We start from the raw sequence: 23470 nt of genomic DNA on the forward strand, positions 1-23470 counted from the left end.
CAGTACCCACCGGTACTGGCAGACCCCCGAGCTGCACACTGTCCAGAAGACGGCGTGAGGTGAGCCGACGTCAAAAGCGTCGAGCACGGACTAGATTCTCAAGGGGAGGCCGACGGGCCTCCCTTTTTTATGCCTGCGAAATAAACCCCGCGACTGATAACCTATCGCCGAACCGGCCTGGGCTTTTCCAGTCTTACGTCCAGGCCCCGAACCGTTGTGAGGAAATTCATGAAGTCGCGCATCTGGCGTTTGGCAGGTGTTGGTCTGTTGTGGGCAAGTGTCAGTGCGCAGGGGGTGGCCGACGATCAGCAAAACCGTGGCGGCCCGGACGGTGACCGCGGGCAGAACGGACGAGGCGGCAACGGCCAGGGTTATTCAGGGCAACCCAGGCAGCAAAGCAACGAGATCATCCGGGGCGATAACAGCCGACAGTTCGAGGTCAGGCCGCAAAACCCGGGTGGACAGCAATATGAGCGTCCACCGCAGGACCCCAACAGTCACGGCCGCCCACCGCAACAGCCGGGCAACAACCTGCCGATCCAGGGCCGGCCCGACAGCGTGAACCAGACCCGTGAACCGCAACCGGGCTACTACCGCGACATCCCGCGCCGCAACGATGGCTACCCCAATGGCGGGCCTCGTCCCGGTCATGAGGGGCGTCCCGAGCAGCACTGGCCCGGCCGGCCTGACGGCCATGGCAACGGCTGGGGGCCGGGGCCGCAATATCGCCCGGGTTATGTGATCGATCGCTTCCCGGATCGCAATTATCGTGTGCCTTATCGCGGCCACGATTATTTCTACTCCGGTGGCTACTGGTATCGCCCTCAAGGGCCGCGTTATGTCGTGGTCCAGCCGCCACGGGGCATTCGCACCCGTTATCTGCCCGATTATGCCCGCGAGGTCTGGATCGGCAGTTCGCTGTTCTTCCTCGCCGCCGGCGCCTATTACATCTACGAAGCCAATACCCAGGACTACGTCGTGGTCGACGCGCCGGTCGCCAACCCGCAGCCGCAACCGCAGGGCAACAGTTTTGATGTGGTGGCTTATCCGGCCAACGGCCAGTCCCGGGAACAGGTCAACCAGGACGGCTACGATTGCTATCGCTGGGCGGTGCAGCAGAGTGGGTTCGACCCGCGCAACTACACCTACCCGCCGGCGCCGGAGGTGGTGCAGACCTATCGCCAGGCGCAGGGCAATTGCTTGAGTAGCCGTGGGTATCAAGTGACGTACTGAGGCGTGGCAAAGATCGTGCGGACGCTGCTTTTTGTGGCGAGGGGATTTATCCCCGCTGGGGTGCGAAGCGGCCCTGAACCACCGCCTCGGTGTGCCAGGCAGATTGAGTTGGCTGCTTTGGGACTGCTTCGCAGTCCAACGGGGATAAATCCCCTCGCCACAAGTTTGTGTGCACGAGCTAGGCGCTGGCGCGCTTCACCACTTCCGACGGATCGGCATGCACCAGCACTTCGGCCTTCGGATAAGCACGCTGGATCGCATCGGCGGCCTGGTCGCTGATGCCGTGGGCCACTGACAGGGTCAGTTCCCCCGGCAGTTCCAGGTGCAGTTGCACGAACCAATGGTTGCCGGAGACCCGCGTGCGCAGGTCATGGGCGCCGATCACGCCGGGCACCGCGCAGGCCAGCTCGAGCATGCGTTGGCTGACGTCGGGCGGCAACTCCTCATCCATCAGCACCGCGAAGCTTTCCCGGGCGATCTGGATCGCGCTCCACAGGATGTATACCGCGATCCCCAGGCCGAACCAGGCGTCGAGCTGATACCAACCGAACCCGGCCAGGACCAGCGCCACCAGGATGCTGCCATTGAGCAACAAATCCGAACGGTAATGCAGCGAGTCGGCGCGCACGGCATTGGAGCCGGTGGCGCGGATGACCCGATGCTGCAGCGCCAGCAGGGCCAAGGTCAGCAACAGGGAAAACACGATCACGCCGACGCTGAGCCAGGGCGCGTCCACGGGCACCGGGTCCTTCAGCCGCTCGAAAGCCTGCAACGCGATCAATACCGCGCTGCCGCCGATAAACAGCGCCTGGGCCATGCCGGCCAAGGATTCGGCCTTGCCATGCCCGTAGCGGTGATCTTCATCGGCGGGGCGCAGCGCGTAATGCACCGCCAGCAGATTGAGCAGCGAGGTGACGCCGTCCAACGCCGAGTCGGTCAGGCCGGCGAGCATGCTGACCGAGCCGCTGAGCCACCAGCCCAGCGCCTTGGCGACGATCAGCACGAGCGCCACGGCCACCGATGCCCGGGTGGCCATGCGCAGCAGGCGAGCGTGTTCGGTGCGGGTGGTCATGGCGCGGTCTTCCTTGGGCTGCGCCTCTTATGCGGCGGGTTTGAGGCCGAACGCGGCCAGTTGCTGGACGTTGCCCTTGTGCTGGATAAGACGTGGGTCATCCAGCGGGAAACTGCGGCCCAGCTCGCTTTCCAGGATCGCTTGCAGCTTGTGGTTATTGACCGTGCCGTCGGGGTTGATGGCCGGCTTGAGTTTTTCTGGCTCGATCTGGACGCTGCGGCCCGGCTCGAAATAGATCGCGCCGGTGGCGAAGTCCACGGCGAAGGCGATCAGGCCGGGGATGATGTAGAACAGCAGGCCAACGGCATCGAGCGCGGCGATGGCCGGGTCGATCTTGCCTTCGATCTGGCCGCGACGGTCCGGGTAGAAGATCGAGCCGCACGCGCTGATCTGGGTCAGCAGGGTGGCGACCAGGACGCCGCCGATCACGCGAAAGGGAATACGCATAGCAATCTCCTGAGCAGGTATGGGCGTTGCTGGTTGGAGTCCAGACCACGCCAAACAGTTCGCCGTTATACTCAACCCTCTGTTTTGGAGCCAGCATGATTTCTTTGCCGATTGATGAAGTTTTACCCGCGCTGCGCCAAGCCCTGGCCTCGCGCCACGAAGCGGTGCTCGAAGCGCCCCCCGGCGCCGGTAAAACCACCCGTGTTCCCTTGGCCCTGCTGAACGAGCCTTGGCTGGCCGGGCAGACCATCCTCATGCTCGAACCCCGGCGCCTGGCGGCACGGGCGGCGGCCGAGCGCCTGGCCAGTGAGCTAGGGGAAAAGGTCGGTGAAACCGTGGGCTACCGGATTCGCCTCGACAGCAAGGTGGGCCCCAACACGCGCATTGAAGTGGTCACCGAAGGCATTCTCACCCGCCGCCTGCAGGACGATCCGGCGCTGGAAGGCGTGGGGCTGCTGATCTTCGACGAATTCCACGAGCGCAGTCTCGACGCCGACCTCGCCCTTGCCTTGAGCCTCAATGGCCGGGAGCTGTTTCGCGAAGACCAGCCACTGAAAATTCTGCTGATGTCCGCGACCCTGGAAGGCGAGCGCCTGGCGGGATTGCTGGACGACGCGCCGATCCTGCGCAGCGAAGGACGGATGTTCCCGGTGACGGTGCGTTGGGGCCGGCCGTTCCAACCTGGGGAATTCATCGAGCCGCGACTGGTGCAGACCGTGCTCGAAGCGCTGTACGACGAAACCGGCAGCGTGCTGGTGTTCTTGCCCGGGCAAGCCGAAATCCGCCGGGTTCATCAACAATTGACCGACGCCCTTGGCGACGGCGGCAACGTGTTGCTGTGCCCGTTGCACGGTGAACTGGACCTGACGGCCCAGCGCGCCGCCATCGATCCGGCACCGCCCGGGCTGCGCAAAGTCGTGCTGGCGACCAACATCGCCGAGACCAGCCTGACCATCAATGGCGTGCGGGTGGTGGTGGATGCCGGGCTCGCCCGCGTCCCGCGTTTCGATCCGGGCAGCGGCATGACCCGCCTGGACACCCAGCGCATCTCCCGCGCCAGCGCGACCCAGCGGGCCGGCCGTGCCGGACGCCTGGAGCCGGGGGTGTGCTATCGGCTGTGGTCCGAAGACCAGCACGAACAGTTGGCCGCTTATGGCAGCGCCGAAATTCTTTCGGCGGACCTGGCCGGGCTGGCCCTGCAATTGGGGCGCTGGGGCGTGACGCCGCAGCAATTGGTGTGGCTCGACGTCCCGCCGACTGCCGCGTATGCCCAGGGCCAAGACCTGCTACAACGTCTCGGCGCACTCGATGGCGGCCAACTGACCCGCCACGGCCAGGCCATGGCCGAACTGCCGGCTCATCCGCGAATCGCCCACTTGCTGTTGCGCGGCCAGGGGCTGGGGCTGGCGGACATGGCCTGCAACGTCGCCGCGTTGTTGGGCGAGCGCGACATTCTTCGCGGCGCTGGCGCGGACCTGCATAGTCGCCTGGCCTTGCTCTCCGGCGAGGAACGGGCGGCACGCGGCGCCCAGGGTGGTGTGCAGCGGGCGCGGCAATTGGCCCGGCAATATCGCGGTTACTTGCGGGGCAAGGCTGGGGAAGCCGTGGCCGATCCCGATCATCCACGTTGGCTCGGCGCGCTGCTGGCGCTGGCTTACCCGGATCGCGTCGCCCAACAGCGCCGGCCCGGCGGCGCGGAGTATCGCCTGGCCAACGGTCGTGCGGCGCTGTTTGCCGAGGCCGACAGCCTGATGAAGCAACCCTGGCTGGTCATTGCCGATTTGGGCAGCCGCCAAGGCCAGCGCGAAGAGCGGATTTATCTGGCGACGGATTTCGACCCGACGCTGTTCGACTCGGTGCTGGCCGAGCAGGTGCATACGGTCGACCAGCTGGACTGGGATGAGCGCGAAGGCGTACTGCGCGCCGAGCGCCAGCGCAAGGTCGGCGAGCTGGTGCTCAGTCGCGAGCCATTGACCGGGCTGGATGAAGCCGCCCGAAGCCAGGCGCTGGTCAACCTGGTGCGGCGCAAGGGCCTGGAGCTGCTGCCGTGGACGCCAGAACTGCGCCAATGGCAGGCTCGGGTGGCGCTGTTGCGCCGGCTCGACCTGGAGGCCAGGGGCGAGAGCGAGTGGCCGGATGTCAGCGACGCAGCGTTGCTGGGCAGCCTCGAAGACTGGTTGATGCCGTACCTGGGACGGGTGTCGCGACTCAGTCATTTCGCCAACCTTGATCTGTCGAGCATCGTCCATAACCTGCTGCCCTGGCCACTGCCGCAACGCTTGGATGAACTGGCGCCGCACCACTTGAGCGTGCCCTCGGGCTCGTCGATCCGCCTGGACTACAGCGAACACCCGCCGATCCTCGCGGTGCGCTTGCAGGAACTCTTTGGCCTGTCCGACACCCCGCGCATTGCTGGGGGGCGGCAGGTGGTCAAGTTGCACCTGCTGTCGCCGGCTCGTCGGCCCGTGCAGGTGACCCAGGACCTGGCGAACTTCTGGCGCAGCACCTACGCCGAGGTGAAGAAGGACCTCAAGGGGCGCTATCCCAAGCATTACTGGCCGGACGACCCGTTGGTGGCTGAAGCGACGGCGCGGGTCAAGCCGCGCAAGTGACCTGTCCCACCGCAGGCCCACTGTGGGAGCGAGCTTGCTCGCGATGGCGGCGAATCAGCTGCATCAGTATTGGCAGACACACCGCGATCGCGAGCAAGCTCGCTCCCACAGTGGGCAAGGCGAGTCTGACTAAGGCATCGCCGGCAACAAAAAACGCGCAATCACCGGCAAATGATCGGAAATGCGCAACGTGTCGTCCTGTCGGACCTGGGCTTCGACCCGCTTGAGGCGTGGGCTGTAGAACAGGTAGTCAACGGTGCGGTCGGGGCCGTTGAGGCCGGGGTCGTTGGGGTAGTGGGTCAGCCAGTGCGTGCGGTCGATACCGCTGGCCTCGTTGTTGGTGGGGATCATCGGGTATTTGTCCCACAGCAAATGTAGCTCGCTGTCCGCGGAGTAGGGCGAGCGCTGTTCGATCGAAAGGCGCCGGTATTGGCCCAGGGGCAACAGGTTGAAATCGCCCCCGATCAGCCAGGGCGTGCCAGCGGACTCGAGCTTGTCGAGGGACTTGGAAATCGCTTCGACCTGCCTGCGCGCCGTGTCGTGCGGCTGCGTGGCTCGCTCCAGGTGCGTATTGAGCACCGCCAGTTGACCGCCGCCGTTAAGGGCCAGGTAACTCACGAGCAAGGCGTTTTTCGGCTGGAACTGACGGCTGATGAAGTTCCCATCGGCCACCGGCAATTGCACCCGCTCGGCATGGTCGATGCGGTAGCGGCTCAGCGTCGCCAGCTGTCGGCCGACGCTGCCGAAGATGCGCGGATCGGGAATGAAGTCGGCTTTCCAATCGAAGGCGCTGGTGCCGCACGGGTAGAGGTCGGCCAGGCGTTCCTGCAACAGCTTGAGCTGGTCCTGGTACTCGCTGGCCTTGGCGCCGTTGTCCAGTTCCTGGAGCAACACCACGTCTGGTTGCTCGTCGCGAATGACCCGAGCCACTTCGTCCAGACTGAAGGCCATGTCTTCGGGAGTCGGGCTTTCATCGTTGCCCTGGGCCAGGTCGTGCCAGAACACATAGCGCTTGCCGGCCAGGAACTGGACGTTCCAGGTCATGACTTTCAAGGCCTGGCCGGGCATCAGCGGCGCGGCGTTGGCGGCGCAGCTGACGGGCAGCGTTTCCCGGGCCTGTGGACGCCAGGTCAGGCCATAAACCGAAAAGGCGCCGATTCCGACAATCAACAGCAGGCCCAGCAGGGCGTATCGCAGCAGGCGGGTCATGGCTCAGGTTTTTCTGCAATCAACATGAACATTCGGAACAGCACCACCGTAGTGAACAATTGCAGGAAGCTGTGGATGCTGTCGATCAGCAAACTGACCAAGGGGTTTTGCGGCGGCGGATACACCGAGACGCTGGCGCCCTTGAGCAGCCACAGCGGGATCATCACCGCCAGGATACACAGCAGGATCCGCCAGAAATGACCGCGGCTCATGCGCAGGCTTTCCTTCATCGCGGCCAGTGGTGCCAAGCCTTTGAGTACCACTAGATACTCACCGAAGGCGAGGACAACCATCAGCCAAAGCCCTGGCAGGAAATACAACGAGATGCCAATCAGGATCAGCAGCGTATTGAGGGCGGTCAGCAAGGCAAAGCGTGGCCATTGCAGGAGCGAGGCCGCGAGCAGGTCGCGAGGGCGGGGGGCTTCGCCACGACTGCGGGCGTCAAGAAACAGAATCAACGCCGCGGTGTACAGCGGGTATACCAACAGCCCGACGATCACGCTGTAACCGGAAAAGCCCTCGGCCCCGACGGCGCTGTCCACCCCTTGTTGCAGCACGGCTTCAAGTATCACCAGCGGCAGGCACAACTGGGCGATCCGGCCCAGATGGCGCTTGAAAAAATACAAGGAGTCACGCAGTACTTCTAACGGATTCATGGGTCGGTATCGCAGTTCAGAAAAGCGGTCCGACACTTTACCCATCAGCTGCCCGCATAAACAAACGTAAACATCAGGTAAAGACCATTGAAAGCGTCTTGGCGGGCCCCATTACAGACGGGCGCCGGTCTTTTGCGGACCGGCCTGGTTTTTTATTCGGCAATCTGATGAGGTCGCCATGAACAGCGAAGAACAAACCCTGATCGATGGACTGTTTTCACGGTTGCAACAGGCCGAAAAGGATTCAGCCCCGCGCGACGCCCAGGCTGAGGCGCGGATCAAGGAGCATTTGGCCAAGCAGCCTGCGGCGGGCTATTTCATGGCCCAGGCGATCCTGGTGCAAGAGGCGGCGATCAAGCGACTGGACGAGCAGAACAAGCAACTCGCCCAGCAGGTCGAGCAATTGCAAGCCGAGTTGCAGCAGGCGCGCAACCAGGCATCGGCGCCAAGCGGTGGCGGTGGCTTTCTTTCAAGCATCTTCGGCGGCAGCAACCGAGATTCACGCCCCGCAAGCGCGCCGACACCCAGCGGTGGCGGCTGGCGCGAACCGGCACGGCCATCTTTTAATACGCCGACACAGCAAGGCTTCGGCGCAGCGCCCGGCAACTATGGCGCGCCGCCGCAGCAAGCCCCAGCGGCGGGCAGCTTCCTGGGCGGTGCGCTGAAAACCGCAGCGGGCGTGGCCGGTGGCGTGATGCTGGCCCAAGGCATCAGCAGCCTCTTCCATAGCAATCAGCCTCAGGAAATCGTCGAGATTCTCAAGGAAGAACCGGCCCAACCCGTCAACGACACGGTTGATAACAGTGGCAACGGTTGGGGCGATGACTCGCGCACGGCCGACAACAGTACCTACGACAACGACCCGGGCGGTTTCAGCGACGCGGATTACAGCGACGATTCGTCCTTCTTCGGCGACGACGACTCCTTCGTCTGACCTGCCATTCGTCCGAGGCGCCCAGCCGCCTCGGGCCGATTATTCGCGGAACATTCCTTGAGGCTGGCATACTGGGCGACTTTTCGGGCCTGGTGGCCTGCGCGCGTGTGCACTCATGAGGAAACGCGGTGAAAAAAATCGCAGTGTTCGCCGATGTCCAGAACCTCTATTACACCGTGCGCCAAGCCTACGGCTGCCATTTCAACTATGCGGCGTTGTGGGCTGATGTCAGCAAACAGGGTCAGATCGTTGAGGCCTATGCCTACGCGATCGATCGCGGCGACAGCAAGCAACAACAGTTCCAGCAGATCCTGCGCAACCTCGGTTTCACCGTGAAGCTCAAGCCCTATATCCAGCGCAGCGACGGCTCGGCCAAGGGCGACTGGGACGTGGGCATCACGCTGGACATCATGGACGCCGCCGATCACGTCGATGAGGTGGTGCTGGCCTCCGGCGACGGCGATTTCGACATGCTGCTCGAACGCATCATCAGCAAGCATGGCGTGCAGGCGGTGGCCTACGGTGTACCGGGGCTGACCGCCAACTCGCTGATCCGCGCCGCCAGCCGCTACGTGCCCATTGAAGGCGCGCTGCTGCTCAAGAACTGATCTTCAAGGAGCCCCACAGGTTTGGAACGCATCGCAGTCATCGACTTTGAAACCACCGGCATCACCCCGAGCAGCAGCTGCCGGGCCACCGAAATCGCCGTGGTGATCCTTGAACGGGGCCGGATCGTCGACCGTTATCAGAGCCTGATGAACGCGGGCGTTCGCGTCCCGGCCTTCATTGAACAGCTCACCGGCATCAGCAACGCCATGTTGCGCAGCGCACCCCCGGCGGAAAAAGTGATGAACGAGGTCAACGAATTCGTCGGCATCACGCCGCTGCTGGCCCACAACGCCGCGTTCGACCAGAAGTTCTGGGATTTCGAATTGGGACGCATCAAGCGTACCCGCTTGCAGAACTTTGCCTGCTCGCTGTTACTGGCCCGGCGCTTGATGCCAGCGGCGCCGAACCACAAGCTTGGCACCCTCAACACTTTCGCCGGCTTGCCCCACACCGGCCAGGCTCACCGCGCCATGGCCGACGCCGAAATGGCCGCCAACCTCACCGCGCACCTGGCCTCGGAACTGCGAGAAAAGCATGGGCTGCGGGCGTTGTCCCATGACTTGCTGTGCATCTTGCAAAAAGTGCCGGCGGCGAAGATCAACGAACACCTCAAACGCCATCGCGGGTTCTGAGTACACCGCGAAACCTTCCCACAGGATGGGTCGTGTTGATCTGAGATCTGTCGTGTCTTGAAAAGTGTATGGCTCGGATAAACAGATTTTGTAACTTAATTTCTGTCGATCGCCTTTTTAGAATGACAGGTTTCATCGTCCTGACTTCGAGCTGAACATGCCTGGCCCACGCCGTTTCCCCTTGCCTCTGATCGCTGCTTTTTTTGCCTTGTACGTCATCTGGGGTTCGACCTACCTGGTGATTCGCATTGGCGTCGAGCATTGGCCGCCGTTGCTGCTGGCGGGGATTCGCTTCGTGATCGCCGGATCGCTGATGTACGGCTTCCTGCGTTGGCGCGGGGCGCCGGCACCGACCTGGGCGCAATGGAAGGCCGGGGCGCTCATCGGCGTGCTGTTGCTGACGTTCGGCAATGGTGCGGTGAGCATCGCCGAGCACATGGGCGTGGCGTCGGGGGTGGCGGCGTTGGCCGTGGCGACGGTGCCTTTGTTTACCTTGCTCTGTGGATATTTCTGGGGCGCGCGTAATACCCGTCTCGAATGGGCCGGTATTGTGTTGGGATTGATCGGCATCGCCATGCTCAACCTGGGCTCCAACCTGCAATCGAGCCCGTTGGGGGCGGCCTTGCTGGTGTTCGCGGCGGCTTCCTGGGCCTTCGGTTCGGTACTGAGCAAACATCTGCCGTTGCCGGCGGGAGCGATGGCCAGCGCCGTGGAGATGCTGGTGGCCGGCGTGGTGCTATTGATCGGCAGCTTTGCCAGCGGCGAACGTCTGGACCACATGCCGCCGCTGGAAGGCTGGTTCGCGCTGGTCTACCTGATCGGTTTCGGTTCGATCATTGCCTTCAACGCCTACATGTATCTGCTCAAGCATGTGCGCCCGGCCGCGGCCACCAGCTATGCCTACGTCAACCCGGCGGTGGCGGTGTTGCTGGGGATCGTCTTCGCCGGTGAGACCATTGGTATCGAGGAAGCCTTGGCGATGCTGGTGATCATCAGCGCCGTGGTGCTGATCGGTTTGCCCCAGTGGCGCAAGCCCAAGCCCGCACCGGCCGAATCCTGATTTAGGGTAAACTGCCGCGCATTGCACACCCTGCGCTGATTTTTCCTACGGTACCTCCATGACTTTCGCCACCCTTGGCCTGATCGAACCCCTGCTGCGCGCCCTCGAGACGCTCGGCTACCAGACTCCGACCCCGGTCCAGGCCCAAGCCATGCCGGCCGTGCTCGCCGGGCGCGACCTGATGGCCGCGGCCCAGACCGGCACCGGCAAGACCGCCGGTTTCGCCGTGCCGCTGTTGCAGTTGCTGACCACCGAAGGGCCGAAAGTCGCCGCCAACTCGGTGCGTGCGCTGATTTTGGTGCCGACCCGCGAGCTGGCCGAGCAGGTCCACGAAAGCGTGCGCCAATATGCGCAGCACTTGCCTTTGAGCACCTACGCCGTATATGGCGGTGTCAGCATCAACCCGCAGATGATGAAGTTGCGCAAAGGTGTCGACTTGCTGGTGGCCACGCCGGGCCGCTTGCTCGATCTGTTCCGCCAGAACGCGCTGAAGTTCAACCAATTGCAAACGCTGGTGCTGGACGAAGCCGACCGCATGCTCGACCTGGGTTTCTCCGAAGAGCTGGCGAACATCTACAAGGCATTGCCGAAGAAGCGCCAGACGCTGCTGTTCTCGGCGACCTTCTCCGATGCGATCCGCCTGTTGGCCGGGCAGATGCTCAACGACCCGCTGAGCATCGAAGTGAGCCCGCGCAACGTGGCTGCCAATACCGTCAAGCAATGGGTGGTGACGGTGGACAAGAAGCGCAAGCCGGAACTGTTCATTCACCTGATGCGCAAGCACAAGTGGAAGCAGGTGCTGGTGTTCGCCAAGACCCGCAACGGCGTCGATGCGCTGGTGGAAAAACTCCAGGGCCTCGGTGTGAATGCCGACGGCATCCACGGTGACAAACCCCAGGCGACCCGCCAGCGCGCGCTGGATCGCTTCAAGGCCAGCGAAGTGCAGATACTGGTAGCCACCGACGTCGCCGCCCGTGGCTTGGACATTGAGGACTTGCCGTTGGTGGTGAACTTTGACCTGCCAATCGTGGCCGAGGACTACATCCACCGCATCGGCCGTACGGGCCGGGCAGGTGCTACGGGCCAGGCGATTTCCCTGGTCTGCGCCGATGAAGTGAACCTGCTGTCGGCCATCGAGACCCTGACCCGTCAGACATTGCCGCGCCAGATGGAACAGGATTTCGAGCCTGAACACCGCGTGCCGGAGACCGATTCCAGCGGCCAGGTCATCAAAAAACCGAAGAAGCCGAAGAAACCAAAGACCTCCGGTGGCGGCGGCAAACGCAATCTGGGCAAGTGGGTGGACAGTGGCGACGCTGCGCCTGTGGAACCTTCGGTCAAGCCTGTGCGCAAAGTGCCGGTCTTCAACACTGGGCCGCGTAAGCGTAAGCCTTGATATTGCTGCGCCTGATATACCGCTATCGCGAGCAAGCTCGCTCCCACAGTGGTGCTCAGGTGTTCACAGATCCTGTATGCACCACAGATCTTCTGTGGGAGCGAGCTTGCTCGCGATGGCCGCGCCCAGGTTTTCAATCCAGGCGCTGTAACCACTCCAGCATCCCCGACCCCGCCGCCCGGCCACTGGCAAAGCACGCCGTGAGCAGGTAGCCGCCGGTCGGCGCTTCCCAGTCGAGCATTTCCCCCGCGCAGAAAACGCCGGGTAATTGCTTGAGCATCAGCCGTTCGTCCATCGCTTCGAAGGTCACGCCGCCGGCGCTGCTGATGGCTTCGTCCAGTGGACGGGTTTTCACCAGCGTGACCGGCAAGGCCTTGACCGCTTTCGCCAGCCGCGCCATGTCGGCGAAGCAATCGGCGGACGTCAGCTCGCGCAACAGCGCTGCCTTGACCCCGTCGAGCCCCAATTGACTGTGCAAGTGCTTGGCCATCGAGCGTGACCCGCGTGGTTTGTTCAAGGCCTGGAGGATTTTATCCACAGGCCGGCCTGGCAACAGGTCCAGATGAATGGTCGCGCTGCCGTGCTGGTTGATGGCCTCGCGAATCGCTGCCGACAGGGCATAGATCAAGCTGCCTTCGAGGCCGGTGGCGGTGATTACGCATTCGCCCAGGCGTGGCACATCGTCGTTGAGGCCGATGGCGATGTTCTTGAGCGGGGCACCGGCGAACTTGCCGATCATGAAGTCGCTCCAGGCGGCCACGTCGAATCCGCAATTGCTCGGTTGCAAGGGTGCCAACGCCACGCCGCGCTGTTCCAGCGACAGCATCCAGGCGCCATCGGAACCCAGGCGCGACCAACTGCCGCCGCCCAGCGCCAACAGCGTTGCGTCGGGGAACAAGGTTTTTTCACCGTCCGGGCTGGCGATGCGCAAGCCGCCGTCGGGGCTCCAGCCATGCCAGCGGTGGCGGGTGTGGATCACCACCCCGGCGTCCCGCAGGCGCTTGAGCCAGGCGCGCAGCAGTGGGGCGGCTTTCATGTCGGTCGGAAAGACGCGCCCCGAGCTGCCCACAAACGTGTCGATGCCCAGGCCCTGTATCCATTGGCACAACTCATCCGCGCCGAATGCCCGCAGCAGCGGGGCGATATTTGGCGAGCGTTCGCCGTAGCGGGACAGGAACGCCGGGAACGCTTCGGAGTGGGTGATGTTCATGCCGCCCACGCCCGCCAATAGAAATTTCCTGCCCACCGAAGGCATGCTGTCGTACAGGTCGACCTGGACACCGGCCTGGCTCAACACCTCGGCTGCCATCAAGCCGGCGGGGCCGCCGCCGATGATGGCGATGTGTGGGGAGGAGGGCTGGGTGGTCGAGGTCATGGTGTGAACTGCGGAAACGAGGAATAGCGCGGCATTCTATCAGTACAAACTCCTGTGGGAGCGAGCCTGCTCGCGAAGCGGCGGATCAGTAACATCCATGTCGACTGACATGTCCCTATCGGGAGCAGGCTGGCTCCCACATTTGAATGTGATGCCTTCTGAGTACGTGATCAAAAAACAACCACATCTACGCAAGCTATACGCGCCATAGGCTGTAAGCCGTTTCGCTCAGGTTATCCACAGGCCGCTCCACAGGCATTGTGGGTAAAGCGCCCAGATTTCAATGACAGCCTGATGACGCCCAGACCTTTTGTGCGCTGTGGTGCAGGATCCCGTGGCGCCGGGCCAGGGCCTTGCGGTCCTTGCTGTAGCCCCCGCCGATGACGCCCACTACCGGAATGTCCCGCCCCAGGCAATGGCGCATGACGCTTTCGTCCCGGGCGGCGAGGCCTTCGTCGGTAAGTTTCAGGTAACCGAGGGCGTCATCCTTGTGTACGTCGACGCCGGCGTCGTACAGCACCAGGTCCGGCTGGTAGAGGGGCAGCAGATAATTGAGCGCATCGTCCACGACTTTAAGGTACGCAGCGTCTTCCATGCCCATCGGCAGTGGAATGTCCCAGTCACTCTGCGCCTTGCGTGCGGGAAAATTCTTTTCACAGTGCAGGGAAACTGTCACGGCGTCTGGAGTGTCATGGAGTATTCGAGCCGTACCGTCACCCTGGTGCACGTCGCAGTCGAAAATCAACACTCGCGAAACCCGGCCGCTGGCCAGGAAGTAGCGGCTGATCACCGCCAGGTCATTGAAAATGCAAAAGCCGGCCGGGTGGTCGTAGTGGGCGTGATGGGTGCCGCCGGCCAGATGACAGGCCAGTCCGTGTTCAAGCGCCTTTTCGGCGGCCAGGAGCGAGCCACCCACGGCGCGCACCGTTCGCCGCGCCAGGGCTTCGCTCCAGGGCAGGCCAAGTCGCCGTTGGTCTTCGCGGGACAACTCGCCGCCCATGTAGCGTTCGATATAAGCGCGGTCATGGGCCAGGGCGAGAATCTCCGGCGGGCACAGGGCGGGACGCAGCAGGTCTGTGTCCCGGGCCAGGCCGCTCTCCACCAGGTGATCGCGCAGCAGGCGGAACTTGTCCATGGGGAAGCGGTGTTCCGCTGGGAACTCGGGGCTGTAGTCTTCGTGGTAGATCAACGGTAGCGGCATGGTGTTTTCAGTGGTGGTTGAGCCACGGATCCTACCAGCGATGTAGACTCTGGGGCATGGAAAGGGAGTGAAGATGGAGCCGATACTGGAACTGGAAAGCGCACGGTTGATACTGCGGCAATGGCGCGACGATGATTTGCCCACGTTCGCGGCCATGTCTGCCGATGCGCAAGTGATGCGTTATTTTCCGGCACCCTTGAGTCGCCTGGAAAGCGCTGCGTTGATCGGCCGCGTGCGCGGGCATTTTGCAGAGCATGGTTTTGGTTTGTGGGCGTTGGAGCGCAAGGATACTGGCGCTTTCATTGGCTTTACCGGGCTGGGCGTGGTCGGATTCGACGCGCATTTTACCCCGGCGGTGGAAATCGGCTGGCGCCTGGCCCGCGAGCATTGGGGGTTCGGCTATGCCAGCGAAGCGGCGTGGACGGCGTTGCGTTGCGCCTTCGACCGCCTGGGGCTGGACGAGGTGGTGGCGTTCACCGCCACCGACAACCTGCCGTCGCAGAAGGTCATGCAGGCCATCGGCATGCACCACGACCCGGCCGATGACTTCGAACATCCAAAGCTCGCGGTCGGTCATCCATTGCGTCACCATGTGCTCTATCGCATTGACCGGGAGCAGTGGTTGCAGACTCTGCACGGTTAGCCGACACGGACGTTACAATGCCCACCAAAATGGCCCGGGCCACTATCGATCCGCCGCCGCAGCGTAGACTGCGCGGTTTTTGCGCTGTGTGAGGAAAGTCTGAATGAGCCACGTGTTGGAAGATCTGGTCGACCTGCTGACCCTGGAACCGATCGAAGAGAACCTGTTTCGCGGTCGTAGCCAGGACCTGGGGTTTCGCCAGTTGTTCGGCGGCCAGGTATTGGGCCAGTCGTTGTCGGCGGCCAGCCAGACCGTGGAAGAGGCGCGCCACGTGCATTCGATGCATGGTTATTTTCTGCGTCCGGGCGATGCGGCCCTGCCGGTGGTCTATCAGGTTGATCGCGTACGGGACGGCGGCAGTTTCAGTACCCGGCGGGTCACGGCGATTCAAAAGGGCAATCCGATCTTCACCTGCAGCGCATCGTTCCAATATGACGAGCAGGGTTTCGAGCACCAGAGCACCATGCCGCAAGTCGTCGGGCCGGAGAACCTGCCGTCCGAGCTGGAGCTGACCCAGCAGCGCGCCCATCTGCTGCCCGAGCACATGCGCGAAAAACTGCTTTGCCCCAAGCCGATCGAGGTGCGTCCGGTCACCGAAAAAGACCCTTACAACCCGCAACCGGCCGATCCGGTCAAATACGTGTGGTTCCGTGCCGATGGCGCCTTGGCGGACATCCCGGCCCTGCACAAATACCTGCTGGCCTACGCGTCGGATTTCGGCCTGTTGACCACCTCGCTGCTGCCCCACGGCAAGTCGGTGTGGCACAAGGATATGCAGGTCGCCAGTCTTGACCACGCGTTGTGGTTCCATGCCGACCTGCGCGCCGATGACTGGTTGCTCTATGCCATGGACAGCCCGTGGGCCGGAAATTCCCGTGGATTCTCCCGAGGCAGCGTGTTCAACCGCGCCGGGCAGTTGGTGGCATCGGTGACCCAGGAAGGCCTGATCCGCCATCGCAAGGACTGGGCATGAGCCTGTCCGATGTGCGCCATTGGGTGTTCGACATGGATGGCACGCTGACCATTGCCGTGCATGATTTCGCCGCGATCCGCGTCGCCCTGGCGATTCCGGCCGAAGACGACATCCTTACGCACCTGGCGGCATTGCCCGCGGAAGAAGCCGCCGCCAAGCACGCCTGGTTGCTGGAGCACGAACGGGACCTGGCGCTGGGCTCCAAGCCCGCGCCGGGGGCGGTCGAATTGGTGCGTGAGCTGGCCGGGCGTGGGTACCGCCTGGGCATCCTGACCCGCAATGCCCGCGAGCTGGCCCATATCACCCTCGAAGCCATCGGCCTGGCTGACTGTTTTGCGGTGCAAGACGTGCTGGGCCGCGACGAGGCACCGCCCAAACCGCACCCCGGTGGCCTATTGAAACTGGCCGAGGCGTGGGAAGTGGCGCCCGGCTCGATGGTGATGGTGGGGGATTACCGCTTTGACCTGGACTGCGGCCGTGCAGCGGGGGCGCGGACGGTGTTGGTGAACCTGCCGGACAATCCCTGGCCTGAATTGACGGACTGGCATGCGCGGGATTGCGAGGAGTTGCGGCGGATGTTGTCGGCTTGAGAGGTCGGTTGGCTGATTGATCGTCATCGCGAGCAAGCTCGCTCCCACAAGGAGATTTCCGTCGAGCGCAAGATTTGTGTCTGCACCAGGCCCACTGTGGGAGCGAGCTCGCTCGCGATGAGGCCCGATACGCCGCCACAAGACTTACTGCCCAAACAATACTTGTAGCCCCTCCGGCGAGTTGAACATCCCATCCCCATCATGCCCAATCCCTGGCACTTCGATCAGCCGCTGGTTGAGTCCTTGCGGATGGCGCCGCGTCAGGTAGTCGAAAAAGAAATGCCCGCGCAGTAAGCGATACGCCCCTTGGGTCTGAGCCTCGCAGCCTTTGTCCAGCGCCGGATGCTCCGGGTCGATGTCCTGTTGTCCCAGCAAATAAGTGATGTCGCGCTTGATGTATTGATCTTCGAGCTGCGTGGCGGTTTGTCCGGACGCATAGGCGGGCAGGTACTCCAAGCCATATTTCCAGCGATTGAAAGCCGGGCAACTGGCCGGGTCGAACGCCATGGGCCGTTGCGCGTCAAGATAGGCATACGACGATGGATTGGCGATGACGAACCGAGGTGCGATGCGATACGTGCCGTGGGCGAGCAGGGCGTAGCGCTGCACCACCTGGGCGCCACCGGAATGGCCGGCGATGACGATTTCCTTCACTTCTGGAAACTGCTGTCGGTCGCTGACCCGCGCCACGATGTCGTCCAGCACTTGAAATGAACTGACCGGATTCGGTCCGATGGACAAGCCGCCCGCCATCCAGTCGTTGCCTTGCCAGCGCAGGAGGTCGGCGGGCAACTGATGACGTGCCGCATCCAGTTCGTTGAGAAACTGCGGGGCGATGATCAACGTCGTGGTCGATTGACCGGCCTGCGCGGCGGCCTTTTCACCGCTGTGAAGGTAAGTGTCGGCATTGCGCAGCCGACCGTGAAGGATGATCAACACCCGCTCGATCGAAGCCGGCGGCGGGCTCACGGCAACGGCCATGATCCCGCCCTTGAGCAGCAGGCGCCCCTGGGCGACCGCCTGGACGCCGTGTTCCTCGGCCTGGGCAACGGCGCAACAGAGCACCAGCCCGATCAACGCCGCCCACTTCATCTACAGGTTTTTCGCTGCGAAGGTGTCGCACTGGCTGACCTGGCCCTGGGCGAAACCGGTCTTGAACCAGCGCACCCGCTGGGCCGAAGTGCCGTGGGTGAAGGAGTCCGGCACAACGCGGCCCTGGCCTTGCTGCTGGAGGCGGTCGTCGCCGATGGCATTGGCGGCGGTCAAGGCTTCCTCGATGTCCCCTGGCTCAAGCCAGTTGAGGCGTTTCTGCGCGTGATTGGCCCAGACGCCGGCCAGGCAATCGGCCTGCAATTCCTGGCGCACCAGCAAACCGCCGTCGCCTTCCATTTGCCGGCCTTGCTGGCGCGCCTCCTGGATTTTCGCCGACACGCCGAGCAGGGTCTGCACGTGGTGGCCGACCTCGTGGGCGATGACGTAGGCTTGGGCGAAGTCCCCGGCGGCGGAGAAACGCTGGGACATTTCATGGAAGAAACTCATGTCCAGGTAGACCTGTCGGTCTGCCGGGCAATAGAACGGTCCGGTGGCCGAGGATGCCAGGCCGCATGCCGAATTGACCCGACCGCTGAACAACACCAGCTTCGGTTGCTGGTATTGGCGCCCGGCCTGCTGGAAGACCTGGCCCCATGTGTCCTCGGTATCACCCAAAATCGAGCGCACGAATTCCGCCTGCTCATCGTTGGCCGGTGGCGCCTGGCGGGATTGCGAAGAGGTGGGCGCGGAACCTTGTTCCATCTGCCCGGTGAGTTGTCCGAGAATCTGCATCGGGTCCTGGCCGGTGATCCAGCCGATGCCGACGATGAGGATGATGGCCGTCAGGCTCAGCCCCTTGCCACCGCCGAAACGCATCCCGCCGCCGCCCCCACCGTCACCCCGGGCATCCACCACGTTGTCACTGCGGCGACCTTTTTTCCATAACATGTGGGAAATCCTCTGAATGGCCCTGCGAAGAAATGACTGCCGTGGCGATGAGTCTAGCCCTCAGGCGTTCAAGGCGCGCGTCGCGCTTGAGCAGTCAGGCAACCGCCGGGGATTTTGGTTCATCGGCGAGCCGATCCTGTCCGGCTGTGGATTTTTCATTACACTTGGGATCCAGAACTTATCGGAACCCTCGCTGGCCCAATAACTGCACTGTGCGTCCGGCCTCAATATCAAGCAACGCAGGTTTCCTTCATGACCATCAGCACTCCGCTCTCCGGCGTCAATCAGGCTTTCAAGGGCATCGTGCTTATTCTGGTCGCAACGTTTTTGTTCTCCAGTCACGATGCGTTGTCCAAATATCTCTCGGGTTTCTATCCCATCATCATGGTGGTATGGGCCCGTTACGTGGTGCACACCTTGTTGATGGCGGGTATTTTCCTGCCACGTTCGGGGTTGCGGGTGCTGCGTACCAAGCGCCCGTTGTGGCAGGTTGCCCGGGCTTTATGCCTGTTAGGCACCAGTTTGTTTTTTACCACCTCGCTGATGTTCATCCCATTGGCGGAGGCGACGGCGGTCAACTTCCTCGCCCCCGTGCTGGTCACGGCATTGTCGGTACCGCTGCTGGGCGAGCATGTGACACGTGGTCAGTGGATCGCGGTGATCTTCGGTTTCATCGGGGTGTTGATCATTGTCCACCCCGGTGGCGATTTGTTCACGCCGGCGGTGTTGTTGCCGTTCTGTTCGGCGCTGTTCTTCTGCTTCTATCAACTGCTCACGCGCAAACTCGCCGAGATAGACAGCCCCACGACCAGCAATTTTTTCGCCGGACTGTGCAATACGCTAGTGATGAGCGCCTTGGTGCCGTTCTTCTGGCAGGTGCCGAGCGTGACCCACGGCTTGATGATGTTGGCGCTGGGGGCGTGTGGGATGACTGCGCACTTGATGCTGACCCAGGCCTTCCGTTTCGCCGCCCCGGCGCTGCTCGCGCCGTTCGGTTATTGCCAGATCATCTTTGCAGGGTTGCTGGGCTGGTTGTTTTTCAGCCATACGCCGACGTTGACGACGGTGGTGGGTATTACGTTGATCTGCTTGAGCGGGTTGGCGGCGGCGTGGCAACAGCGGCGCAGATAACAGGCTGCACACACCCCTGAGGGTTGGCGCTGACGTTTGTGGCGAGGGAGCTTGCTGCCGCTGGCTGCGAAGCGGCCCTCGCTTTTTTGCGATCGCTGCGCAATCGAGCGGGAGCAAGCCCCCTCGCCACGGGGCGTTATAGCCCCATCAATTTTCCAGGGTAGGCACTTTGCGCGGCGCCATGAAGTACATCCAGGCCAGCGCGATGAAGTACATCGCCGGGATCAGGGTGAACAGCACGGTGTAGTTGTTGTTAGTGATGGTGAGGATGTGCCCCACCAACTGAGTCATGAACATCCCGCCGATGGCCGCGCACATGCCGCCGAAGCCGAACACCGTGCTCATCATGTGCTTGGGCGTGTAGTCCATGACCAGGCTCCAGATGTTCGCGGTCCAGGCCTGGTGCGCGCCGATGGCCAGGGAGATGGCAAACACCGCCACCCACAGGCTGCTGGAGCCGGCCGCCATAATCACCCCGACAATGCAGCAAGCGAACAGCAGCATGGACATCAGTCGAGCCTTGATCGGATTGACCCCGCGGCCGATCAGGAATGACGACAGGATCCCCCCGCCGACACTGCCAAAATCGGCGGTCAGGTAAATGATGATCAATGGGATGCCCATCTGGGTCACGTTGATGCCCAGGTTGTATTGCTGGTTCAGGAACGGCGGCAGCCAGTAAAGGTAGAACCAGAACACCGGCGCGGTGATCGAGTAGGCCAAGGCGAATGCCCAGGTGCCGCGCATGCGCAGGATGCGCGAGAACGGAACACTTACCGGGTCCGGTTCTTCCTGGGCCTGGATGTAGTCCAGTTCCGACTGCTTCACGCTCGGGTGGTCTTCGGGGTTGAAGTATTTCAGGCCCCAGAACACCAGCCAGATACCGCCCAGGGCCGCCATGCACAGGAACGCGGCCTGCCAGCCCCAGACGTGCAGGATCAGCGGCAGGAGCATTGGGGTGAACATCGCGCCGACGTTGGTCCCGGCATTGAAGATGCCGGTGGCCACGGCGCGTTCGCCCGCCGGGAACCACAACCGCGTGGTTTTCACGCAGGCCGGGTAGTTGGCGGCTTCGGTCAGGCCAAGGATGAAGCGGCAGACCATGAAGCCCACCGCCGAGGTCGCCAAGCCGTGGGCGCCGGTCGCCAGGCTCCAGAGCAGCACGGCGCAGAAGAACACGCGCTTGACGCCGATCTTGTCGATCAACCGCCCTTGCAGCACGAAACCGACCGCGTAACCGACCTGGAACCAGAAATTGATATTGGCGTAGTCCATCGCCGTCCAGCTCATCTCCTTGGCCAGGATCGGCTGCATGACTCCGAGGGCGGCGCGGTCGATGTAGTTCAGGGTCGTGGCGAAAAATACCAGGGCGAGCATGCCCCAACGGGTCTTGCCCACGGCCATCGCGCCACGGATCTTGTCGCCGATGCCACCGCTGGCGACAACCGGGCCGTGGGCCAGGCGGGAACTTTGGGAAGGAATCATAGGGTCACCCGTTCTTGAAATTCTTATGGTGTGGTCTGGGTCTGCATTGAGGCTTGGCAACAATGTGATGTCGATGGTGGGCAGTGGCAAAAAATCGTCAATTCGCTGATCGGGCATAGTGTTCGATAATCGCCCAAAAAACTAACCGGATGGTACATATTAAATTGCCCAAAGAAACCGGCAGCTCAATAATCCCCCGACTCTTTTAAAAAGCGGCGCATTTTTTGTAGCCGACGCCAGTCCCGGGAGCCGAAGTCATGCAGCGTTCCATTGCCACTGTTTCCTTGAGCGGTACCCTGCCGGAAAAACTCGAAGCCATTGCCGCCGCCGGTTTTGACGGTGTGGAGATTTTCGAGAACGATCTCCTTTACTACGACGGCAGCCCCCGGGAAATCAGGCAGATGTGCGCCGACCTGGGCATTGCCATCACGCTGTTCCAACCCTTTCGAGATTTTGAAGGATGCCGCCGGGATCGCCTGGCGCGTAACCTGGAGCGAGCCGAGCGTAAGTTCGACTTGATGCAGGAGTTGGGCACCGACCTGGTGCTGGTGTGCAGCAATGCTTCGGCCGACAGCGTCGGCGACGAACGGATACTGATCGATGACCTGCGGCTGCTGGCCGAGCGGGCCGGCGCCCGAGGCTTGCGCATCGGTTATGAAGCGTTGGCCTGGGGCCGGCACGTCAATACTTATCAACAGGTCTGGAACATCGTCCGCCAAGCCGATCACCCGAACCTGGGCGTGCTGCTCGACAGTTTCCATACCTTGTCGCTCAAGGGCGACCCCAGCGCCATCGCCGAGATTCCAGGCGAGAAAATCTTCTTCGTGCAAATGGCCGATGCGCCGATCCTGGCGATGGACGTCCTGGAATGGAGCCGGCACTTCCGGTGTTTCCCGGGTCAGGGCGAATTCGATTTGCCGGGATTCCTCGCGCCGATCATCAAGAGCGGCTACACCGGGCCGCTGTCGCTGGAAATCTTCAACGACGGCTTTCGCGCCGCGCCGCCCAGGGCCAATGCGGCCGATGGGTTGCGTTCACTGCTGTACCTGGAAGAGAAGACGCGCCAGCGCCTGGCCGAGGAAGCGCCCGCGCAGACGCCTGAAATTCTGTTCGAGACCCCTGCGGCCAGCGAATACAACGGCATCGAGTTCCTTGAATTTGCCGTGGACGACAATCTCGGCGCCAAGCTCGCCCATTGGCTGGAGCGCCTGGGCTTCGTCAAGGCCGGCCAGCATCGCTCCAAGAACGTCAGCCTGTTGCGCCAGGGCGATATCAACCTGATCCTCAATTGCGAGCCGTATTCCTTCGCCCATAGTTTTTTCGAGGCCCACGGCCCTTCGCTGTGCGCCATGGCGGTACGCGTCAAGGACAGCACCAGCGCCCTGAAACGGGCCGTGGCCTACAAGGGCCAGCCGTATCGCGGGCTCGTCGGGCCCAATGAACTGGAGCTGGCGGCGGTACGCGCGCCGGACAGCAGCCTGATCTACCTGGTGGATCAGGACGCCGACGTCTACGGCACCGACTTCAATCTGCAGCCCGCTGCCGCCATCGGCGCTGGGCTCAAGCGCATCGACCACATGGCGATGGCGCTGCCGGCCGACAGCCTCGACAGCTGGGTGCTGTTCTACAAGAGCCTGCTGGACTTCGAGGCCGACGACGAAGTGGTACTGCCGGACCCGTATGGCCTGGTGAAAAGCCGTGCGCTGCGCAGCCGCTGCAGCTCGATTCGCTTGCCGTTGAACATTTCCGAGAACCGCAACACCGCAATCTCACATGCGCTGTCGAGTTATCGCGGTTCCGGCGTGCATCACATCGCCTTCGATTGCGATGACATCTTTGCCCAGGTCAGTTGTGCCAAGGAGGCCGGGGTGCCGTTGCTGGACATCCCCCTCAATTACTACGACGACCTGGCGGCGCGTTTCGATTTCGACGATGAGTTCCTCAGCGAGCTGGCATACTTCAACGTGCTGTACGACCGGGATGCCCAGGGTGGCGAGCTGTTTCATGTCTATACCGAGCCGTTCGAAGGGCGTTTCTTCTTCGAAATCATCCAGCGCAAGAACGGTTACGCGGGGTACGGCGCCGCCAACGTCGCGGTGCGCCTGGCGGCCATGGCCAAGTCCCGCAGTGGCGGCGTGCGGCACGCCAAGTTGTAGGGAAATCGTAACGAGGGCGGTAAAGGGCAGTGCCTTGGCTTCCTTCACTGCCCGGTGCGGCCCATAATCGCCAACC

The 23470-nt window shown here is 62.7% G+C and carries 21 protein-coding genes; 12 read left to right on the forward strand and 9 right to left on the reverse strand.

Translation table 11 applies throughout. The annotated features are described in order from the left end of the window. Positions 1-228 precede the first annotated feature (228 nt). Positions 229-1233 carry a DUF6515 family protein gene (locus M1D68_RS03540; RefSeq protein ID WP_434562160.1) on the forward strand — a complete coding sequence of 335 codons (1005 nt, stop codon included), beginning with the start codon at positions 229-231 and terminating at the stop codon, positions 1231-1233. Between the two features lie 178 nt (positions 1234-1411). Here the strand turns inward: M1D68_RS03540 and M1D68_RS03545 are convergent, their stop codons facing one another. Beyond that, complete coding sequence (locus tag M1D68_RS03545; RefSeq protein ID WP_420767310.1) at positions 1412-2305, reverse strand: cation diffusion facilitator family transporter; 894 nt, start codon at positions 2303-2305, stop codon at positions 1412-1414. A gap of 27 nt (positions 2306-2332) precedes the next feature. Next, positions 2333-2752, reverse strand: a complete 420-nt coding sequence (locus M1D68_RS03550; protein ID WP_420767309.1) for a polyribonucleotide nucleotidyltransferase — start codon at positions 2750-2752, stop codon at positions 2333-2335. 95 nt (positions 2753-2847) lie between these two features. On the opposite strand from M1D68_RS03550, the gene hrpB reads away from it, so the two are divergent. After that, positions 2848-5364: an ATP-dependent helicase HrpB gene (hrpB, locus tag M1D68_RS03555; protein WP_457969298.1), complete on the forward strand. Its 2517-nt coding sequence runs from the start codon at positions 2848-2850 to the stop codon at positions 5362-5364. A 129-nt stretch (positions 5365-5493) separates the two neighbouring features. Here the strand turns inward: hrpB and M1D68_RS03560 are convergent, their stop codons facing one another. Beyond that, positions 5494-6573 carry an endonuclease/exonuclease/phosphatase family protein gene (locus M1D68_RS03560; RefSeq protein ID WP_445571285.1) on the reverse strand — a complete coding sequence of 360 codons (1080 nt, stop codon included), beginning with the start codon at positions 6571-6573 and terminating at the stop codon, positions 5494-5496. After that, a complete protein-coding gene (locus M1D68_RS03565; protein WP_420767306.1) occupies positions 6570-7229 on the reverse strand; it encodes a hypothetical protein in 660 nt (219 codons plus the stop codon). Before M1D68_RS03565 ends, M1D68_RS03560 begins: the two co-directional genes overlap by 4 nt. 178 nt (positions 7230-7407) lie before the next feature. On the opposite strand from M1D68_RS03565, the gene M1D68_RS03570 reads away from it, so the two are divergent. The 5 genes from M1D68_RS03570 to M1D68_RS03590 all read left to right on the forward strand — a co-directional run bounded on the left by M1D68_RS03570 (position 7408) and on the right by M1D68_RS03590 (position 11860). Then, positions 7408-8163, forward strand: coding sequence for a DUF2076 domain-containing protein (locus M1D68_RS03570; RefSeq protein WP_457969300.1), 756 nt, complete (start codon positions 7408-7410; stop codon positions 8161-8163). A gap of 128 nt (positions 8164-8291) precedes the next feature. After that, on the forward strand, positions 8292-8771 hold the full coding sequence (locus M1D68_RS03575; RefSeq protein WP_030140338.1) for a LabA-like NYN domain-containing protein: 480 nt from the start codon (positions 8292-8294) through the stop codon (positions 8769-8771). A gap of 21 nt (positions 8772-8792) precedes the next feature. Further along, complete coding sequence (locus M1D68_RS03580) at positions 8793-9404, forward strand: 3'-5' exonuclease (protein WP_457969302.1); 612 nt, start codon at positions 8793-8795, stop codon at positions 9402-9404. 157 nt (positions 9405-9561) lie between these two features. Next, positions 9562-10464, forward strand: coding sequence for a drug/metabolite exporter YedA (gene yedA, locus M1D68_RS03585; protein WP_420767303.1), 903 nt, complete (start codon positions 9562-9564; stop codon positions 10462-10464). A gap of 58 nt (positions 10465-10522) precedes the next feature. Further along, positions 10523-11860, forward strand: coding sequence for a DEAD/DEAH box helicase (locus tag M1D68_RS03590; protein WP_434701235.1), 1338 nt, complete (start codon positions 10523-10525; stop codon positions 11858-11860). Between the two features lie 133 nt (positions 11861-11993). On the opposite strand, the gene M1D68_RS03595 is transcribed toward M1D68_RS03590, so the two are convergent. Next, a complete protein-coding gene (locus M1D68_RS03595; RefSeq protein ID WP_457969304.1) occupies positions 11994-13235 on the reverse strand; it encodes a TIGR03862 family flavoprotein in 1242 nt (413 codons plus the stop codon). Between the two features lie 280 nt (positions 13236-13515). Next, a complete protein-coding gene (locus tag M1D68_RS03600; RefSeq protein ID WP_457969306.1) occupies positions 13516-14436 on the reverse strand; it encodes a histone deacetylase family protein in 921 nt (306 codons plus the stop codon). A 73-nt stretch (positions 14437-14509) separates the two neighbouring features. On the opposite strand from M1D68_RS03600, the gene M1D68_RS03605 reads away from it, so the two are divergent. The 3 genes from M1D68_RS03605 (at position 14510) to M1D68_RS03615 (ending at position 16642) form a co-directional block, all read left to right on the forward strand. Continuing rightward, entirely contained in the window at positions 14510-15079 is a 570-nt protein-coding gene (locus tag M1D68_RS03605) for a GNAT family N-acetyltransferase (protein ID WP_434609436.1), read from the forward strand. Between the two features lie 103 nt (positions 15080-15182). Beyond that, positions 15183-16052, forward strand: coding sequence for an acyl-CoA thioesterase II (gene tesB / locus M1D68_RS03610; RefSeq protein ID WP_181289449.1), 870 nt, complete (start codon positions 15183-15185; stop codon positions 16050-16052). Continuing rightward, positions 16049-16642: an HAD family hydrolase gene (locus M1D68_RS03615; protein WP_420767297.1), complete on the forward strand. Its 594-nt coding sequence runs from the start codon at positions 16049-16051 to the stop codon at positions 16640-16642. Before tesB ends, M1D68_RS03615 begins: the two co-directional genes overlap by 4 nt. 144 nt (positions 16643-16786) lie before the next feature. Here M1D68_RS03615 and M1D68_RS03620 read toward each other — a convergent pair whose 3' ends face one another. Continuing rightward, the gene (locus M1D68_RS03620; protein ID WP_457969309.1) at positions 16787-17734 is read right to left on the reverse strand and encodes an alpha/beta hydrolase; all 948 of its coding nucleotides are present in this window, start codon (positions 17732-17734) and stop codon (positions 16787-16789) included. Continuing rightward, the gene (ypfJ, locus tag M1D68_RS03625) at positions 17735-18622 is read right to left on the reverse strand and encodes a KPN_02809 family neutral zinc metallopeptidase (RefSeq protein ID WP_420767295.1); all 888 of its coding nucleotides are present in this window, start codon (positions 18620-18622) and stop codon (positions 17735-17737) included. A gap of 252 nt (positions 18623-18874) precedes the next feature. Here ypfJ and M1D68_RS03630 point away from each other — a divergent pair, with 252 nt between their 5' ends. Beyond that, a complete protein-coding gene (locus tag M1D68_RS03630; protein ID WP_249873253.1) occupies positions 18875-19753 on the forward strand; it encodes a DMT family transporter in 879 nt (292 codons plus the stop codon). A 147-nt stretch (positions 19754-19900) separates the two neighbouring features. Here M1D68_RS03630 and M1D68_RS03635 read toward each other — a convergent pair whose 3' ends face one another. Beyond that, positions 19901-21238 (reverse strand): MFS transporter, encoded by a 1338-nt coding sequence (locus M1D68_RS03635; RefSeq protein ID WP_420767294.1) that lies wholly within the window; start codon positions 21236-21238, stop codon positions 19901-19903. Between the two features lie 257 nt (positions 21239-21495). Between M1D68_RS03635 and quiC the strand changes: the two genes are divergently transcribed. Further along, positions 21496-23394 carry a 3-dehydroshikimate dehydratase QuiC gene (quiC, locus tag M1D68_RS03640; RefSeq protein WP_434562192.1) on the forward strand — a complete coding sequence of 633 codons (1899 nt, stop codon included), beginning with the start codon at positions 21496-21498 and terminating at the stop codon, positions 23392-23394. The last annotated feature ends 76 nt before the right edge of the window (positions 23395-23470 follow it).

The organism is Pseudomonas sp. R4-84 (genome assembly GCF_054130985.1).